Origin of the sequence: Pedococcus sp., assembly GCF_036000045.1 — a bacterium.
GTDB lineage: Bacteria > Actinomycetota > Actinomycetes > Actinomycetales > Dermatophilaceae > Pedococcus.
This window is the reverse complement of sequence record NZ_DASYGF010000043.1, coordinates 1-15424: the sequence shown is the minus strand read 5'-3', so window position 1 is coordinate 15424 and position 15424 is coordinate 1. Positions and strand designations below refer to the sequence as shown.

14 protein-coding genes and 1 tRNA gene are annotated in these 15424 nt (G+C 71.1%); 10 read left to right on the top strand and 5 right to left on the bottom strand.

The annotated features are described in order from the left end of the window. Positions 1 to 26: 26 nt before the first annotated feature. The gene (locus VGN50_RS07330; RefSeq protein WP_414694574.1) at positions 27 to 614 is read right to left on the bottom strand and encodes a DUF3000 domain-containing protein; all 588 of its coding nucleotides are present in this window, start codon (positions 612 to 614) and stop codon (positions 27 to 29) included. Positions 615 to 705: 91 nt separating this feature from the next. Between VGN50_RS07330 and VGN50_RS07325 the strand changes: the two genes are divergently transcribed. Beyond that, complete coding sequence (locus VGN50_RS07325; protein ID WP_327444064.1) at positions 706 to 1536, top strand: DMT family transporter; 831 nt, start codon at positions 706 to 708, stop codon at positions 1534 to 1536. Between the two features lie 25 nt (positions 1537 to 1561). Then, positions 1562 to 2608, top strand: coding sequence for a uroporphyrinogen decarboxylase (hemE, locus tag VGN50_RS07320; protein ID WP_327444063.1), 1047 nt, complete (start codon positions 1562 to 1564; stop codon positions 2606 to 2608). Here the strand turns inward: hemE and VGN50_RS07315 are convergent. Further along, a complete protein-coding gene (locus tag VGN50_RS07315) occupies positions 2595 to 3602 on the bottom strand; it encodes a DUF4349 domain-containing protein (protein ID WP_327444062.1) in 1008 nt (335 codons plus the stop codon). The genes hemE and VGN50_RS07315 overlap by 14 nt on opposite strands. A gap of 134 nt (positions 3603 to 3736) precedes the next feature. Here VGN50_RS07315 and hemG point away from each other — a divergent pair, with 134 nt between their 5' ends. Together hemG and hemQ are read left to right on the top strand one after the other, a co-directional pair. Next, complete coding sequence (gene hemG / locus VGN50_RS07310) at positions 3737 to 5188, top strand: protoporphyrinogen oxidase (RefSeq protein WP_327444061.1); 1452 nt, start codon at positions 3737 to 3739, stop codon at positions 5186 to 5188. Between the two features lie 4 nt (positions 5189 to 5192). Further along, positions 5193 to 5894, top strand: coding sequence for a hydrogen peroxide-dependent heme synthase (gene hemQ / locus VGN50_RS07305; RefSeq protein WP_327444060.1), 702 nt, complete (start codon positions 5193 to 5195; stop codon positions 5892 to 5894). A gap of 26 nt (positions 5895 to 5920) precedes the next feature. Here hemQ and msrB read toward each other — a convergent pair whose 3' ends face one another. Then, on the bottom strand, positions 5921 to 6340 hold the full coding sequence (msrB, locus tag VGN50_RS07300) for a peptide-methionine (R)-S-oxide reductase MsrB (protein WP_327444059.1): 420 nt from the start codon (positions 6338 to 6340) through the stop codon (positions 5921 to 5923). A 52-nt stretch (positions 6341 to 6392) separates the two neighbouring features. Between msrB and VGN50_RS07295 the strand changes: the two genes are divergently transcribed. Then, a complete protein-coding gene (locus VGN50_RS07295; RefSeq protein ID WP_327444058.1) occupies positions 6393 to 8543 on the top strand; it encodes an ATP-dependent DNA ligase in 2151 nt (716 codons plus the stop codon). Between the two features lie 5 nt (positions 8544 to 8548). Further along, complete coding sequence (locus tag VGN50_RS07290) at positions 8549 to 9718, top strand: alpha/beta hydrolase family protein (RefSeq protein WP_327444057.1); 1170 nt, start codon at positions 8549 to 8551, stop codon at positions 9716 to 9718. On the opposite strand, the gene VGN50_RS07285 is transcribed toward VGN50_RS07290, so the two are convergent. Next, the gene (locus tag VGN50_RS07285) at positions 9708 to 10424 is read right to left on the bottom strand and encodes a dihydrofolate reductase family protein (RefSeq protein ID WP_327444056.1); all 717 of its coding nucleotides are present in this window, start codon (positions 10422 to 10424) and stop codon (positions 9708 to 9710) included. The two genes, VGN50_RS07290 and VGN50_RS07285, sit on opposite strands and share 11 nt — an antisense overlap. A 31-nt stretch (positions 10425 to 10455) precedes the next feature. Between VGN50_RS07285 and zapE the strand changes: the two genes are divergently transcribed. Together zapE and VGN50_RS07275 are read left to right on the top strand one after the other, a co-directional pair. Then, positions 10456 to 11457 carry a cell division protein ZapE gene (gene zapE / locus VGN50_RS07280; protein WP_327444055.1) on the top strand — a complete coding sequence of 334 codons (1002 nt, stop codon included), beginning with the start codon at positions 10456 to 10458 and terminating at the stop codon, positions 11455 to 11457. Between the two features lie 12 nt (positions 11458 to 11469). Further along, positions 11470 to 12399 (top strand): PPK2 family polyphosphate kinase, encoded by a 930-nt coding sequence (locus VGN50_RS07275; protein WP_327444054.1) that lies wholly within the window; start codon positions 11470 to 11472, stop codon positions 12397 to 12399. Positions 12400 to 12410: 11 nt separating this feature from the next. Here the strand turns inward: VGN50_RS07275 and VGN50_RS07270 are convergent, their stop codons facing one another. Beyond that, positions 12411 to 14060: an acyl-CoA dehydrogenase family protein gene (locus VGN50_RS07270; RefSeq protein ID WP_327444053.1), complete on the bottom strand. Its 1650-nt coding sequence runs from the start codon at positions 14058 to 14060 to the stop codon at positions 12411 to 12413. Between the two features lie 88 nt (positions 14061 to 14148). Between VGN50_RS07270 and VGN50_RS07265 the strand changes: the two genes are divergently transcribed. Both VGN50_RS07265 and VGN50_RS07260 read left to right on the top strand, forming a co-directional pair. Further along, positions 14149 to 15255 carry a YihY/virulence factor BrkB family protein gene (locus VGN50_RS07265; RefSeq protein ID WP_327444052.1) on the top strand — a complete coding sequence of 369 codons (1107 nt, stop codon included), beginning with the start codon at positions 14149 to 14151 and terminating at the stop codon, positions 15253 to 15255. A 32-nt stretch (positions 15256 to 15287) separates the two neighbouring features. After that, a tRNA-Gly gene (locus VGN50_RS07260) sits at positions 15288 to 15360 on the top strand. Positions 15361 to 15424 lie beyond the last annotated feature (64 nt).

Below are 15424 nucleotides of genomic sequence, written 5' to 3'. Positions count from 1 at the left end.
CCGGCCAACCTATCTGGCCGATCTCGTCAGCGGCGCGGACCGGGCAGGGCGATGACCCCTTCCGGCAGCGGCGGCAGGCCCGCGATCGTGCACAGCAGGTCGGACCAGGCCAGCAGGTGGGCGCCGATGTTGCCCGACACCGGGGTCCAGGAGGCGCGCACCTCCATCTCGACGCTGGCGGGGCGGTCGGACAGTCCGGCGAAGCTCTCGGAGACGACGCGCGTGACGGTGCCTGCCTCTGCGGTGAACGTCAGGTGGTGGGACTCGAGCGCGTCGGTCAGCCAGGACCAGCCGACCGCTCCCAGCATGGGGTCGGTGGCGAGCTCGGGCTCGAGCTCGGCCCGCGCGAAGGTGACGGCACGCCAGGCTCCGTCCCAGGGCTCAGGCACCGAGGGGTCGTGCAACAGCACGAAGCGCCCGGAGGCCAGCTCGTCCTCGTCGGCGGCGGCGCCCACCACCTCGGCGGTGAGGGCCACGGCATACGGGGCGATCCGTTGCGGGGCGGGCACCTCGGTCAGACGGATCTCAGGGCGCAGCCGCGCCGAGCGCAGGTCGCTCAGCGCTTGTGCGAACTCGGGGGAGTGGTCTCCAGGGACCGTTCGGCTGCCCACCATCAGAGGGTATGCCGCGAGTCAGCCCGCTGCGGGCAACGGCGCGCCCGGCGGGGTGTCGGAGTGTCGAGGGGCGCCCGGTAGCGTGCTCGTCATGCTGTCCCTGCTGGCTCTCGCCTCGAGTGCCTGCTGGGGTACCTCGGACTTCTTCGCCGGGCTCCGGGCCAAGAGCCTGCCGGCAGCTGCGGTGGTCGCGTGGTCGCAGGGGCTTGCCCTCGTGATGCTCACGGTGGTGCTGGCGGTGCACGGGTTCGGCGCCTCGCCGGGCTGGGTGCCCTGGGCGCTCGCCGCCGGGGTCGCCGGGTCCGGCGCCCTGGTCTGCTTCTACGCCGCCCTGTCGACCGGGACCATGGGCGTCGTCGCTCCCGTCGCGTCGCTGGGGGTGCTCGTGCCCGTGCTGCTCGGCGTGTGGACGGGCGACCAGCCCCACACGCTGGCCTGGGTGGGCATGGCCGTCGCCATCGTCGGGGTGGCTCTGGCGTCGGGCCCGGAGCTCAGCGGCAGCGTGTCGGCGCGGCCGCTCCTGCTCGCCTGTGTCGCGGCGGTGGGTTTCGGGCTGGCGCTGTTCTGCCTCGACCGCGGTGCGCGCGTCTCCCTGCTGGACACCCTCTGGGGCATGCGCGCCACCTCGGTCAGCCTCTTCCTCCTTGCCGGGCTCGCCCTGCGCCGCACGGGAGGCGTCCGCGCTGCCGACCTGCCGGCCCTGGGGCTGATCGGGCTCGGCGACCTGGCGGCGAACGGGCTGTTCGCGTACGCGAGCTCGCACGGGGTCGTCAGTGTGTCGAGTGTGCTCGGCTCCCTGTATCCGGTGGTGACGGTGCTGCTCGCCCGGTTCCTCCTGGGCGAGCGACTGCGTCCGGTGCAGGGCGTCGGCGTCGGGGTCAGCCTCGTGGGCGTCGCCGTGCTCGCCCTTGCTCGGGCCTGACCCCGGCGCCACCTAGACTCCTGCGGTGACCTCCGCCAGCACCTCGCCGCAGGACTCCGCCCTCGTCAAGGCGGCCACCCGGCAACCGGTGCCGCACACGCCGGTGTGGTTCATGCGGCAGGCCGGCCGTTCGCTGCCGGAGTACCGCAAGGTCCGCGAGGGGGTCGGCATGCTCGAGTCCTGCCGACGGCCGGACCTGGTCACCGAGATCACGCTGCAGCCGGTCCGCCGCCACGGTGTGGACGCCGCCATCTTCTTCTCCGACATCGTCGTGCCGTTGGCAGCCGTCGGCGTCGACCTCGACATCGTCGCGGGCGTGGGGCCGGTGGTCGCCGAGCCCATCCGGACCCGGGCCGACCTCGACCGCCTGCCGGCCCTGACGCCCGAGCACGTTCCCTACATCACCGAGGCGGTGCGGCTGCTCGTCGCCGAGCTGGGCCAGACGCCGCTGATCGGCTTCGCGGGTGCGCCGTTCACGCTGGCCAGCTATCTGGTCGAGGGCGGTCCGAGCAAGAACCACGAGCACACCAAGGCGCTGATGTACGGAGACCCCGAGCTGTGGCACGACCTCTGCGCCAGGCTGGCGCAGATCTCCGGGGCCTTCCTCGACGTCCAGGCCGAGGCGGGGGCCTCGGCGGTGCAGCTGTTCGACTCGTGGGTGGGCGCACTGCCGCGCGCCGACTACGAGCGGTTCGTCCAGCCGCACTCCGCTGTCGCGCTCGCCGCTGTCGCGAGGCGCGGCATACCGAAGATCCACTTCGGGGTGGGGACCGGCGAGCTGCTGCCCGCCATGGGAGCCGCTGGGGCCGACGTCGTCGGCGTCGACTTCCGCGTGTCCCTCACCGACGCGCTGGCCCGGCTCGACGGCTCGTATGCCGTGCAGGGCAACCTCGACCCGGCCCTCCTCTTCGCCCCCTGGGAGGCGCTGGAGGCGAAGGTGCGCGGCATCGTCGAGGAGGGGCGGGCCGCCCCGGGCCACATCTTCAACCTGGGGCACGGCGTGCTGCCCGACACCGACCCCGACGTCCTGACGCGCGTGGTCGAGCTGGTGCACGAGGTCAGCTCGCGCTGACCGCCGGGGGTGGGGAACTGACCCGACGCCGGCGCAGGAACCACCACACGGGCAGCCCCAGCAGGGCCACGAGCACAGCGAACGGCAGCACGGCACCGACGACCGTCAGGAGCACGCCCACGGAGGTAGCGAAGGCGCTCCACCCGCCCTTGAGCCCCGCGAAGAAGCCGGTCGCCGGCTGTGGCGGCACGATCACTGCGGGTTGGGTGGTGAGGCTGACCTGGACCGGAGAGCGGGCCACGCTGCCCTTGAGCGAGGCGAGCTGCGCCTCGAGGGCCTCGAGGTCCGACTCGCGACGCGTGAGCTCGGCCTCCAGGGTCACGACCTGGGTCAGGTCCTTGGCGTTGTCGAGGAAGCCGCGCACCCGCGCGACGCTGACCCGCATGGTCGCGAGCCGCGACTGGGTGTCGACGATCTGGGAGCCGACATCGTCACTGGAGCTGGTGGACTGGAGCACCTTGCCGACCGAGCCCAGGTCGTCAAGGACGCCGTCGAGCCGGTCGGAGGGCACCGAGAGGGTGATCTCGGCGTAGGTGGTCGCGCTGACCTTGGTGGAGTCGGTGAGAGGGACGGGGCCAGGGCCACCGGAGGTGCCGATGCTCTCGGCCAGGATGATCCCGTCGGCGGCGGCCGAGGTGGCGCGCACCTTCGCGACGCCCTGACCGATGTCCTTGACCTGCAAGGCGATCGTGGCGCGGCGAGCGAGTGCCTCCTGTCCAGCCTGCAGGGCCGTGGTGTCCACGCCGCCGGTGGTCGTCGGGGCGATGCTCTTGCCGCTGCCGCCAGCAGAGCTCTGGGCTGTGCTGTCGCCCGCAACCGGGGCTCCTCCGACGACTCTTCCGGCGGCGTGGTTGGGGGCGGCCCCACTGCTGGCGGTGGCGCCGCTGCCGGAGCTGCAGGCGCCCAGTGCCAGTGCGGCGATGAGTCCGACGCCGAAGCCGGCGCGGGCGGGGATGTGGTCGGAGCCGGTGGTGAGTTGACGCTCGAGAAACATGGCGACCCCCTGGTCGGTCGTGTCGGTGCGAGTGGGCCTGCTGTACGTCCGGACACCACTTCGACTCCCGCCGGGGCGAGTGCGTTCCAGCCCCGGTGGTGACGAAACCGTCACGGTCTTGAAAGGGTGTGCCCATGAGCGGGTCACGGGTCGTCGTCGTCGGTGGGGGCATCGCCGGCCTCGTCGCGGCGTGGGAGACGGTCCGGGCCCTGCCCGACGCAACGGTGACCCTCGTGGACGCGGCCGACCGCCCCGGGGGCAAGCTGCGCCGCGAGCCCGTGGCGGGCGTCGCCATCGACGTCGGGGCCGAGTCCGTGCTGGCCCGCCGTCCCGAGGCGGTCTCGCTGATGGAGGAGCTCGGCCTCGGCGCACAGGTCGTGCACCCGGCGACGACCGCGGCCGCCATCTGGTCGCGGGGCGACCTGTACCCCATGCCGCGCGGCACCCTGATGGGGATCCCCTCGCCCCCGTCGTCCGGGCTCGGCATCCTGTCTGCCGAAGAGGTGGCCCGTGCGGAGGACGAGCAGCCGTGGCCCGGGGGCGACTTCGAGGATGTGTCGGTGGGGGACTACGTCGCAGCCCGGTTGGGTGACGCGGTCGTCGATCGGCTCGTCGAGCCTCTTCTCGGTGGGGTGTATGCCGGTCAGGCCAGAACTCTGTCCCTGCGCGCCTGCCTGCCCGTCGTGTTCGAGGCGGTGCGGCGGGGAGAGTCGCTCAACAGCGCTGCGAGGTCTGTCGCCGCGGCGTCTGCTGCTGCCAGCGACGGCGTTCCCGCACCCGTCTTCGCCGGTCTCGACGGGGGAGTCGGCAGGCTCGCCGAGGTGCTCACCGAGCACCTGCGCATGGTGGGCGTGGTGGTGCGCAGCGGCACCATCGCCCGTGAGCTGCGCCGCCTGCCCGACGGGGCCGCCCGCTGGTCGGTCGTCGTCGGGTCACGAGCCCAGCCCGAGCAGATCCAGGCCGATGCGGTGGTGCTGGCCGTGCCCGCCACGCCGGCCGGACGCCTCCTCGCTCCCCATTCCCCGTCGGCAGCCCAAGAGCTCGCGAGCGTCGAGTACGCCTCGATGGCGATCGTGACCCTGGCGGTCGACTCATCGGCTCGTGGTGGGCTGTCGCACCCTCCGCTGAGTGGGTCGGGGTTCCTCGTGCCGCCCGTCGAGGGGCGCATGATCAAGGCGAGCACGTTCACCTCCTCGAAGTGGGGCTGGGTCGCCGGGGCCGCCCAGGACCTGTCGTTCCTGCGGGCGTCGGTGGGCCGACACCGCGAGACCAGCGACCTCCAGCGTCCTGACGCTGAGCTCGTGGCACTGGCGGTCGCCGAGGTGAGCGAGGCACTCGGTCACCAGCTGCCTCCGGTCGTGGACACCCACGTGCAGCGCTGGGGTGGAGCCCTTCCGCAGTACGCCGTGGGTCACCTCGACCGGGTCGCACGGATCCGTTCCGCGATGCTGGGGCTGGAGGGGCTGGCCCTGGCCGGCGCGGCATACGAGGGGGTGGGGGTCCCTGCGTGCATCGCCAGCGGGCGGGCCGCCGCACAGACGGTGGTGACCCACCTGCGCGCTCGCGCGGAGGGGGCGAGAGAATAGGTCCATGACCGGCAAGCCTTCGCCCTCCAGGATCCGCGAGATCAACGACTCCATCCGCTATGCGATGTGGTCGGTGTTCGCCGTGACAGCGCCGCTGGGGGACAACCGCGAGGTGATGGCCAAGGAGGTCGAGGAGCTCTTCGCCCGGCTGGAGTCCGAGGGCGTCGTCACCCGCGGGGTCTACGACGTCGGCGGTCTGCGCGCCGAGGCCGACTTCATGGTCTGGTGGCACGCCGAGCGGATCGAGGACGTGCAGGGGGCCTACCGGGCGCTGCTGCGTACCGAGCTCGGGCAGCTGCTCGAGCCCACCTGGTCGGCTGCGGCCCTGCACCGGCCGGCCGAGTTCAACAAGAGCCACATCCCGGCGTTCCTTGCCGACGAGCAGCCCAAGGACTTCATCTGCGTCTACCCGTTCGTGCGGTCCTACGACTGGTACCTGCTCGACGACAAGGAGCGCCGCGACATGCTGCGCGAGCACGGGCAGCAGGCGCGCGAGTACCCCGACGTGCGCGCCAACACGATCGCCGCGTTCGCACTGGGCGACTACGAGTGGGTGCTGGCCTTCGAGGCCGACGAGCTGCACCGCATCGTCGACCTCATGCGAGAGCTGCGCGCCTCACGGGCCCGGATGCACGTCCGCGAAGAGGTGCCGTTCCACACCGGGCGCCGGGTCGAGGTCGCCGAGCTGCTCGCCTCGCTGCGCTGAGAGCCGGTCGCTGCGCTGGGAGCCGGTCAGGCCTTGGGGCGCAGCGTCATCGAGATCGAGTTGATGCAGTACCGCTGGTCCGTCGGCGTGCCGTAGCCCTCGCCCTCGAAGACGTGCCCGAGGTGGCTGCCGCAGGTCGCGCAGCGCACCTCGACGCGCTTCATGCCCATGGTGCGGTCCTCGATGTACTCGACGCTGTCGCCCGCCAGCGGGGCGTAGAACGACGGCCAGCCACAGTGGCTCTCGAACTTGGTCTCCGACGTGAACAGCTCCGCTCCACAGGCTCGACAGGCGTAGACGCCCTCGGTCTTGGTGTCGGTGTACTCGCCGACGAAGGGACGCTCGGTCCCCGCCTGGCGAAGCACGTGGAACTCCTCCGGGCTCAGCTCCTCGCGCCACTGCTGGTCGGTCTTGGCGACGGCATACGTCTTGTCGGTGCTCCTCATGCCTGGGTCAACACCGCCAGTCGGCCATTGGTTCCCGGCTAGGCTGCCCGGCATGGCGGCGAAGGCAACCGAGCTGGAGGTCCCCGGCGGACCCGAGGGCTCGCGACTGGTCCGGATCTCCAGCCCCGAGAGGCTGATCTGGCCCCAGGACGCGATCACCAAGCTCGACCTCGCGCGCTATGCCGTCGATGTCTACGGCGGGCTCATACGCGCCCTGGGCGACCGGCCTGTGACGCTGCAGCGCTTCCCTGAGGGCATCACGGGGGAGGAGTTCTGGACCAAGAACCCGCCCAAAGGCATGCCCGACTTCATCCACCCGGTGATGTGCACCTATCCCTCCGGGCGCAGGCACCTGCAGGTGGTCGTCGAGGAGCCGGCCGCGGTGGTGTGGGCCGTCCAGATGAACACCGTGACGTTCCACCCGTGGCCGGTCCGCACCAGCAACGTCGACAACCCCGACGAGCTGCGCATCGACCTCGACCCGCAGCCGGGGCGCGACTTCAAGGACGCGGTCGAGGCGGCCCTCGTCCTGCGCGAGCTGCTGTCCGAGCTCGGCCTCACGGGCTGGGCCAAGACGTCGGGCAACCGCGGCGTGCACGTGTTCGTCCGGGTCGCGCCGACCCACGAGTTCCTCGACGTGCGGCACGGCGTCATCGGTATCGCGCGTGAGCTCGAGCGCCGCCTGCCCGACCTCGTCACCACGTCGTGGTGGAAGGAGGAGCGGGGCGAGCGGGTGTTCGTCGACTTCAACCAGGCCTGCCGTGACCGCACCATCGCCTCGGCCTACAGTCCGCGCCCCCTACCCGGAGCCCCGGTGAGTATGCCGGTGAGCTGGGAGGCGCTCGCGGGCGTCCGTCCGGGCGACTTCACCGTACGCACCGTGCCGGGCATCGTGGTGGCCGACGGGGACGCCTGGGCCGGGATCGACGATGCCGTCGGCGACGTCCGCTCTGCAATCGCGTTGTGGGACAGGGACGTTCACGAACGGGGACTGGGTGAGCTCAACTTCCCGCCCGACTATCCCAAGATGCCGGGGGAGCCACCGAGGGTGCAGCCCAGCAAGCGCCGCAAGGACAAGTCCGACGATGACTACATGCCGCCCAAGGCCGAGCGGGACGCCGACCTCCGGACGGTGTGGGGCCCCGTGGTGCCGCCCGTCGCGCCCATGCTGGCCAAGCCGGTCAAGGGGATCCCCACAGGGGCCTACCTGTTCGAGCCCAAGTGGGACGGGTTCCGGTCGATCATCTTCAGGTCCGGCGACCAGGTCGAGATCGGCAGCCGCAACGAGAAACCCATGACCCGCTACTTCCCCGAGGTGGTCGAGGCGGTCCTGTCCAGCTTCCCGGACAAGTGTGTGGTCGATGGTGAGATCGTCCTGGTCGGCGACACGGGTGACCGCCTCGACTTCGACGCGCTGCAGCAGCGGATCCACCCCGCGGCCAGCCGGGTGAAGAAGCTGGCGGCCGAGACGCCCGCGAGCTTCGTCGCCTTCGACCTGCTGGCGATCGGCGACGAGGACCTCATGGGGGAGCCGTTCGAGACTCGCCGGGCCCGGTTGGAGGAGGCTCTGGGCGGTGCTCAGCCGCCCATCCACCTGACCCGCGCCACCGACGACCCGCAGGTGGCCCAGAAGTGGTTCGAGCAGTTCGAGGGAGCTGGCCTCGACGGGGTCATCGCCAAGCCCCTCGACATCGCCTACGTCCCCGACAAGCGGCTCATGCTCAAGATCAAACACGAGAGGACGGCCGACTGCGTGGTGGCGGGCTACCGCACCCACAAGACCGGCGACGATGCCATCGGCTCCCTCCTGCTGGGTCTCTACACCGACGAGGGCCGGCTGATGAGCGTCGGCGTCATCGGCGCCTTTCCCATGGCCCGGCGCAAGGAGCTCTTCGAGGAGCTGCAGCCGCTGGTGACCACGTTCGAGGACCATCCGTGGGCGTGGGCGGCCGAGGAGATGGGCACCCGGACTCCGACGGGCGGCGCGACCAGCCGGTGGAACGCGGGCAAGGACCTGTCCTTCACCCCGCTGCGCCCCGAACGCGTGGTCGAGGTCCGCTACGACCACATGGAGGGTGCGCGGTTCCGGCATACGGCACAGTTCGTCCGGTGGCGCCCCGACCGTGAGCCGCAGTCGTGCACCTACGCGCAGCTCGAGGAGCCGGTGAGCTTCGACCTCGCCGACGTCCTCGGCGAGGGCTAGCCGTCATGGCGGACCGTCGGGTCCCGGCTCGCGAGGCCGCGCTGGGTGCTGCGGTCGTGGGCGGCTCGCTCGCCGTGGGAGGCGCGCTCAGCTCGGTCGGCGCTGCCGTGTACTTCGCGCGCAAGGCGCTCACACCCGACCGGCAGCGACCCGACGACACCCGGATCCTCGCCGTGGACGAGCGGTCGGTGACCCTCGACCTCACCGTCGACACCCAGATGCCGGGCAGGTACGGGCTGTGGCTGGACGGCTCCATGGGTCACGTCCGCCTCGGCGAGGTCAAGGACGTCGACGAGGAGCGGGGCCGCGTGCGGCGTGAGGTCCACGGGGTCGACTTCGGGCACCTGGCGCCCGGCTTCGCACGGTGGAACCAGTACTACTTCGCGGGACCGCCGGACCGGGCGCTGCGGGTGCCGACCGAGTATGTCGACGTGACGACTGAGCTCGGGACCATGCCTGCCTGGGTCATCCCGGCCGCGGAGGAGACCGGCCGCTGGGCGGTCCTGGTGCACGGTCGCGGCGCCCGTCGAGACGAGGGCCTGCGCGCCGTGAAGCCGCTGCGCGACAGCGGTCTGAACGTCATCATCCCCAGCTACCGCAACGATCTCGGCGCTCGTAGCGGCCCCGACGGCCGGTACAACCTCGGGCTCTCGGAGTGGCGGGACATCGAGGATGCCGCACTGGCCGCACTCCAGCGTGGTGCGCGAGAGCTCGTCCTCGTCGGCTGGTCGATGGGCGGGGCGATCGTGCTTCAGGCGCTCAGTCAGAGCTGGCTGAGCGGCTACGTGAGCCGCGTCGTGCTGGACGCCCCCGTCATCGACTGGGGCGACGTGCTGTCCCACCACGCGCGGCTCCACAAGGTGCCCGCACCGCTGGGGGCGTTGAGCCGGTCGCTGATGGGCCGCCACTCGACCAGGCGGCTCGTGGGCGTGCACAGCCCGCTGGACGTCGCGAGGACGAACTGGGTCGAGCGAGCTGCAGAGCTGCGACACCCGATGCTGCTCATCCACTCGGTGGACGACGAGTTCGTGCCGGTCGGCCCCTCCGAGCGGCTGGCGGCCGCGCGCCCGGATCTGGTGACCATGGAGCGCTGGGACACCGCCCGGCATACCAAGGAGTGGAACGTCGACCCGGACCGGTGGGAACGCTCCGTCGCGGCGTTCGTCAGGGCGTGACGCGCCAGCGGCTCAGCAGGGTGCCGTCCTCTTCGAGCAACAGCATCGGAGACATCGCCACCTCTCGGGGCGGCCCGGAGACGATGCTCTTGTGGTCGCCGCCGACGACCTTGGGCGACCACGTGAGGTCCAGCTCGTCGACCACGCGGGCCTCGAGCAGGCTGCCGAACAGCGCCGGGCCTCCCTCGCACAGGATCTGGCGAGCGCCCTGGTCCTCCAACAGATGCCGCATCGCCACCAGGTCCACCGTGTCGGCCCCTGCTGTGTGGACGAAGTCCGGCCCGAGCAGCTCGCGGGACCGGCCCAGCGCGCGACCATCGGCACCCTTGCGGGTGACGAGCAGGACGGACCCCTCCGGACCGCCGAGGACGCTCTCGGGCACCGCGCCGGAGTGGCTCACGACGACCAGCCGGGGCGCTGCCGGATCGCCGACCCGCAGCGACGGGTAGCCCTCCGCGCGCACCGTGCCTGCGCCCACAACCACGACGTCGCTGAGCCGGCGCAGCAGGTCGAAGACGACGTGGTCTGCCTCGGTGTTGATGCTGCCTGAGCGATGGTCTCCGCCCGTCGCGGCGCCGTCGAGAGTCGAGACGAAGTTGGCCCGCATCCAGCGCCGAGCGGGCGCGGCATAGAGGTCGGTGAGCTGGGCACGGTCCAGGGACTCTCCCGGCTGGTGCAGGCCGTTCGAGTCGAGCAGCAGGCGCATGGTGCGAGTGTGCCATCAGTAGGCTGCGCGGGTGCCTGGTTCGTTGCTCGACCGCTCCCCGCAGCTCGACCGTGAACGGCTGGTTCGCGAGCTGGTCCCTCCGCCCCGGTTCGATGCCGAGCGGTTCTCGACCTACCGACCCGATCCGGCGGAACCCAGCCAGGCAGCCGCCGTCGAGCGGCTGCAGTCGTATGCAGCCGCGTTGGACGGAGGAGCCCCTCGTGGGTGGTTCGGCCGGAGGCGCAGGCCCGCTTCCGGGCGCGGGATCTATCTGGACGGCGGGTTCGGCGTCGGCAAGACGCACCTGTTGGCGTCGCTCTGGCACGACGTGCCCGGGCCGAAGGCCTTCGGGACGTTCGTCGAGTACACGAACCTCGTGGGGGCGCTCGGGTTCCAGCCGACCGTGGAGGCGCTGAGCGGGCACCAGCTGGTGTGCATCGACGAGTTCGAGCTCGACGACCCCGGCGACACGGTGCTCATGGCGACGCTGCTTGGCAGGCTCGCCGACGCGGGGGTCAGCCTGGCTGCGACGTCGAACACGCTCCCCGACGCGCTGGGAGAGGGGCGCTTCGCCGCGGAGGACTTCCTGCGCGAGATCCAAGCGCTGTCAGCCCGTTTCGACGTCGTCACGGTGGAGGGTCCGGACTACCGGCACCGCGACACGGTCGACGCGCCGCCCCCGTTGACCGAGGACGAGGTCGCCTCGGCGGTGGATCGCGAGGGCGGCCTGCTCGACCATTTCGTCGACGTGACCCGACACCTGTCGACCGTGCACCCGAGCCGTTACCGCGCGATGCTCGACGGGGTGGGCGCGGTGGGATGGACGCACGTGCGACCGGTGACCGACCAGGCGGTTGCCCTGCGGCTGGTTGTGCTGGCCGACCGGCTCTATGACGCAGCGATCCCCGTCTTCGCCAGCGGAGCGGCTCTGTCCGACCTGTTTCCCGCCGAGCTGCTCTCGGGCGGCTACCGCAAGAAGTACTTCCGCGCGCTGTCCCGGCTCACTGCGCTCGCGCGTGCTGACCTGCAGTGACAGGATGCCGAGATGGCCACCAAGTCGAAGAGTCCAGGGAAGCCGAAAGAGTCGACCAAGGCGACGAAACATCCCGAGTCGACTTCCGCTGAGGTGACCACCCTGGCCCCGGTCCGTTTCAGCGATGCGCTGAGGGTCGGCCCGGGGTTCGTCCTCGCTGAGAGCTCCACCCGCGCGACACCTGCCTTCAAGGGCAAGAAGAAGCGGGGCGCGGCGGCGCTGGCTGCGCGGGCCGGTGAGATCGGGGAGTTCCAGGAGCGGCTGTATGCCGAGTCCAAGATGGACGGCCAGCGCTCGCTGCTGCTCGTGGTCCAGGGCCTGGACACATCGGGCAAGGGCGGGATCATGCGCCACGTCGTCGGTCAGATGGATCCACAGGGCGTGCGCTACACCGCCTTCAAGGCACCGACGGCGCAGGAGCGGCAGCACCCGTTCCTCTGGCGGATCCGCAATGCGCTCCCGATGCCGGGCCAGGTCGGCGTCTTCGACCGTTCGCACTACGAGGACGTGCTGGTCGCCCGCGTGCACGACCTGGTCCCGAAGTCGACGTGGTCTCGGCGCTACGCACAGATCAACGACTTCGAGGCCAAGGCCGTCGAGCGCGGCATCACGATCGTCAAGGTCATGTTGCATCTGTCCCCGGACGAGCAGAAACACAGGCTGACGCGACGGTTGCAGCGACCGGACAAGCAGTGGAAGTACAACCCGGGCGATGTCGACGAGCGCATGCTCTGGCCGCAGTACCAGGAGGCCTACCAGGCCGTGCTGGACCGGACCTCGACGGACCTGGCGCCCTGGTATGTCGTCCCGGCGGACCGCAAGTGGTACGCCCGGCTGGCCGTGCAGAGCCTCGTGCTGGAGCACCTGGAGACCATGGACCCGCAGTGGCCGACGGTGGACTTCGACGTCACGGCCGAACAGCGGCGACTGGCGGAGACCTAGAGCGTGCAGATCTAGAGAGCGGCCGCCGCGCGGTCCACGAGGGCCTTGGCGCCGCGCTGGGACCACTGGGCGTCCAGCGTGCCGAAGGTCGCCCCGTGGTCACCCCCGAGACGGCTGGCGATGAAGGCGTCCGCGACCTCGTTGGGGGCGAACTGGACGAGCAAGGACGCCTGCAGGGTCAGGGCGAGCTGCTCCACGATGCGGCGCGCGCCGGCCTGCGCAGCGGGCTGCGCGGCATACGCGATGATCTCGCCCACGCGGGTGATGGCCCCGTCGAGCACTGGGTCGTGACCCGACGCCTTGCTCACCTCGGCGACGAAGGCCTCGACCGACGCGGGCTCCCGGCTCACTGCGCGCAGGACGTCGAGCGCGTTGACGTTGCCGGAGCCCTCCCAGATCGAGTTGAGGGGCGCCTCGCGGTAGAGCCGGGCGAGGCCGTTCTCCTCGACATACCCGTTGCCCCCCAGGCATTCCAGCGCCTCGGCCACCATGGGGGACGTGCGCTTGCAGACCCAGTACTTCCCCACGGCCACGCCGAGTCGTGACAGGGCGGTGTCGCCCTCGTCGACGGCGTGGGCGAGCCGCAGGCCGAGCGTGGTCGCCGCCTCGGACTCGAGCGCGAGGTCGGCGAGCACGTTCTGCATGAGCGGCTGGTCGACCAGCAGCGCCCCGAAGGCGGACCGATGCCTGGCGTGGTGGACGGCACGAACGAGAGCAGCCCGCATCGTCGAGGCTGAGCCGAGGATGCAGTCGAGCCGGGTGGCCGCGACCATGTCGAGGATGGTGCGGATGCCGCGACCCTCGTCGCCGACACGCACCCCCCAGGTGTCGTCGAGCTCGACCTCGGAGGAGGCGTTCGACCGGTTGCCCAGCTTGTCCTTGAGGCGTTGCAGCGCAAAGGAGTTGCGGGTGCCGTCGTCGAGCACGCGGGGGACCAGGAAGCACCCGACCCCGGCCTCGGTCTGGGCCAGGACGAGGAACGCGTCGCTCATCGGGGCCGAGCAGAACCACTTGTGACCGGTCAGCCGGTAGGTGTCGCCACCCTCCAGCGGGCCGCCCGGGGCGGCGACCGCCTGGGTGGTGTTGGCGCGGACGTCGGAGCCGCCCTGCTTCTCGGTCATCCCCATGCCGGCGATGGCGCCCCGCTTGGCGGCCACGGGCCGCAGACCGAAGTCGTAGGAGCGCGAGGCGAGCTGGGGGACCCAGCGCGCGGCGAGGGCAGGGTTCGAGGCAAGGGCCGGCGCTGCGGCATACGTCATGGAGACCGGGCAGAGGTGACCCTGCTCCGTCTCGGACCAGGCGATGAAGCCGGCGGCACGGCGCACGTGGTCGCAAGAGCCAGCGGGCCGGGTCCACGGCTCCGCCGTGAGGCCGGCGCCCACAGCGACCTCCATGAGGGAGTGCCACGCGGGGTGGAACTCGACCTCGTCGGCCCGCTCACCGGTGGCTGCGTGGGTGCGCAGCACCGGCTCGGAGGTGTTGGCCTGCACGGCCCAGGTGCGTGCCTGCGTCGACCCGGCGCGCGCACCGAGCGCACACACCTCCTCGTATGCCGCCGGCGACGCCCAGCGACGCAGCCCCTCGTGCAGCGCTGGCTGGCTGTCGACCGTGTTGTAGTCGGGGAGCGGGGGCACCTGGTTGGTGACGGCGTGGGTGGGCACGACGCACACTATGCCGGGATACCGTGGCGGGGTGAGTCTTAGGGGTCGGGTGCGTCGCGAGCTCGCGGGCGTGCCAGGAGCACTGCCCGTGGCAAGACTCACAGTCGAGACGATCCGGGTGTGCCTGCGGTACCGCGTGACGGGGCTGGCGTCCGAGGCGGGGTTCTTCATGCTGCTCTCGCTGCCGCCCCTGTTGCTGGGGCTGTTCGGGGGGGTCGGCTATCTCGGGGGCTGGCTGGGGCAGGACATCGTCCAGCGGCTGGTCGCCGGGGTCACGAGCTTCGCGGAGCAGTACCTCCTCGAGGGGGTGGTCACCGCCACGATCATCCCGACGGTCCAGGAGGTGCTGAAGAACGGCCGGTTCGACCTGATCTCGGTGGGATTCCTGCTCTCCATCTGGTCGGGCTCTCGAGCGCTCAACGTGTTCGTCGACACGATCTCGATCATGTACGGGCAGTCCGGTGTGCGCGGCATCGTCCGGACGCGGGTGCTCTCCCTGACGCTCTACTTCCTGTCGCTGCTCGTGGGGATCGTGGTGATCCCCCTGGTCGTGGTCGGCCCGGAGTGGTTGGGAGCGCTGCTGCCACCGGAGCTGCACTTCCTGACGTACCTGTACTGGCCGGTTGTGACGATCCTGGTGGTGGCGAGCGTTGCCACGCTCTTCCACATCTCCACGCCGAGCCGGACGCCGTGGCTGCGCGATGTCCCCGGTGGCGTGCTGACCTTGGTCATCTGGGTGCTGGCGTCGTTCGTGCTGCGGGGGAGCCTGACCGCCTCCGTGCGGAACGGCACGTCGATCTATGGGCCACTGTCGGCGCCGATCGTGCTGCTCATCTGGCTCTATGCGCTGGCGATCGCCGTCCTCATCGGGGCCGCGCTCAACGCGGCCATCCGGGCGCTCTGGCCGGTCGAGGAGAGGCCGTCGCTGCGGGCGCAGGGGGTCACCTGGGCCAAGGAGCGTCTGGCGGTCCGGCGGGCTGAGCGGGCGGGGGCTTCGAGGCCGACGGGCGAGCTGGCCGCCTCGGTCCACGAGCTGCGCGCGGAGGCCCGCAAGCCGCTGACCCCCATGCCGGAGGGGGTCGAAGAGGAGCCCGGCTCCGGGGCCCCCGAGGTGGTCGCCGACGGTTCTCAACGAAGCCAATTTGAAGACGACGAGCAAGATCGGATACTGTCTGTCCGCACGCGCAGCGGGTGAAAATCCCGCTCGACACCAATAGCGCGGGTAATGCGGATGTAGCTCAGTTGGTAGAGCGCAACCTTGCCAAGGTTGAGGTCGCCGGTTCGAGCCCGGTCATCCGCTCGGAGGGTTTGACCGCCTTCACGGTGGAGTGGCCGAGAGGCGAGGCAGCGGCCTGCAAAGCCGC

Coding starts and splice junctions, on each gene's coding strand:
- VGN50_RS07330 (WP_414694574.1), bottom strand. CDS start 614: ATGGTGGGCAGCCGAACGGTCCCTGGAGACCACTCCCCCGAGTTCGCA.
- VGN50_RS07325 (WP_327444064.1), top strand. CDS start 706: ATGCTGTCCCTGCTGGCTCTCGCCTCGAGTGCCTGCTGGGGTACCTCG.
- VGN50_RS07315 (WP_327444062.1), bottom strand. CDS start 3,602: ATGTTTCTCGAGCGTCAACTCACCACCGGCTCCGACCACATCCCCGCC.
- hemG (WP_327444061.1), top strand. CDS start 3,737: ATGAGCGGGTCACGGGTCGTCGTCGTCGGTGGGGGCATCGCCGGCCTC.
- hemQ (WP_327444060.1), top strand. CDS start 5,193: ATGACCGGCAAGCCTTCGCCCTCCAGGATCCGCGAGATCAACGACTCC.
- msrB (WP_327444059.1), bottom strand. CDS start 6,340: ATGAGGAGCACCGACAAGACGTATGCCGTCGCCAAGACCGACCAGCAG.
- VGN50_RS07295 (WP_327444058.1), top strand. CDS start 6,393: ATGGCGGCGAAGGCAACCGAGCTGGAGGTCCCCGGCGGACCCGAGGGC.
- VGN50_RS07290 (WP_327444057.1), top strand. CDS start 8,549: ATGGCGGACCGTCGGGTCCCGGCTCGCGAGGCCGCGCTGGGTGCTGCG.
- VGN50_RS07285 (WP_327444056.1), bottom strand. CDS start 10,424: ATGCGCCTGCTGCTCGACTCGAACGGCCTGCACCAGCCGGGAGAGTCC.
- VGN50_RS07275 (WP_327444054.1), top strand. CDS start 11,470: ATGGCCACCAAGTCGAAGAGTCCAGGGAAGCCGAAAGAGTCGACCAAG.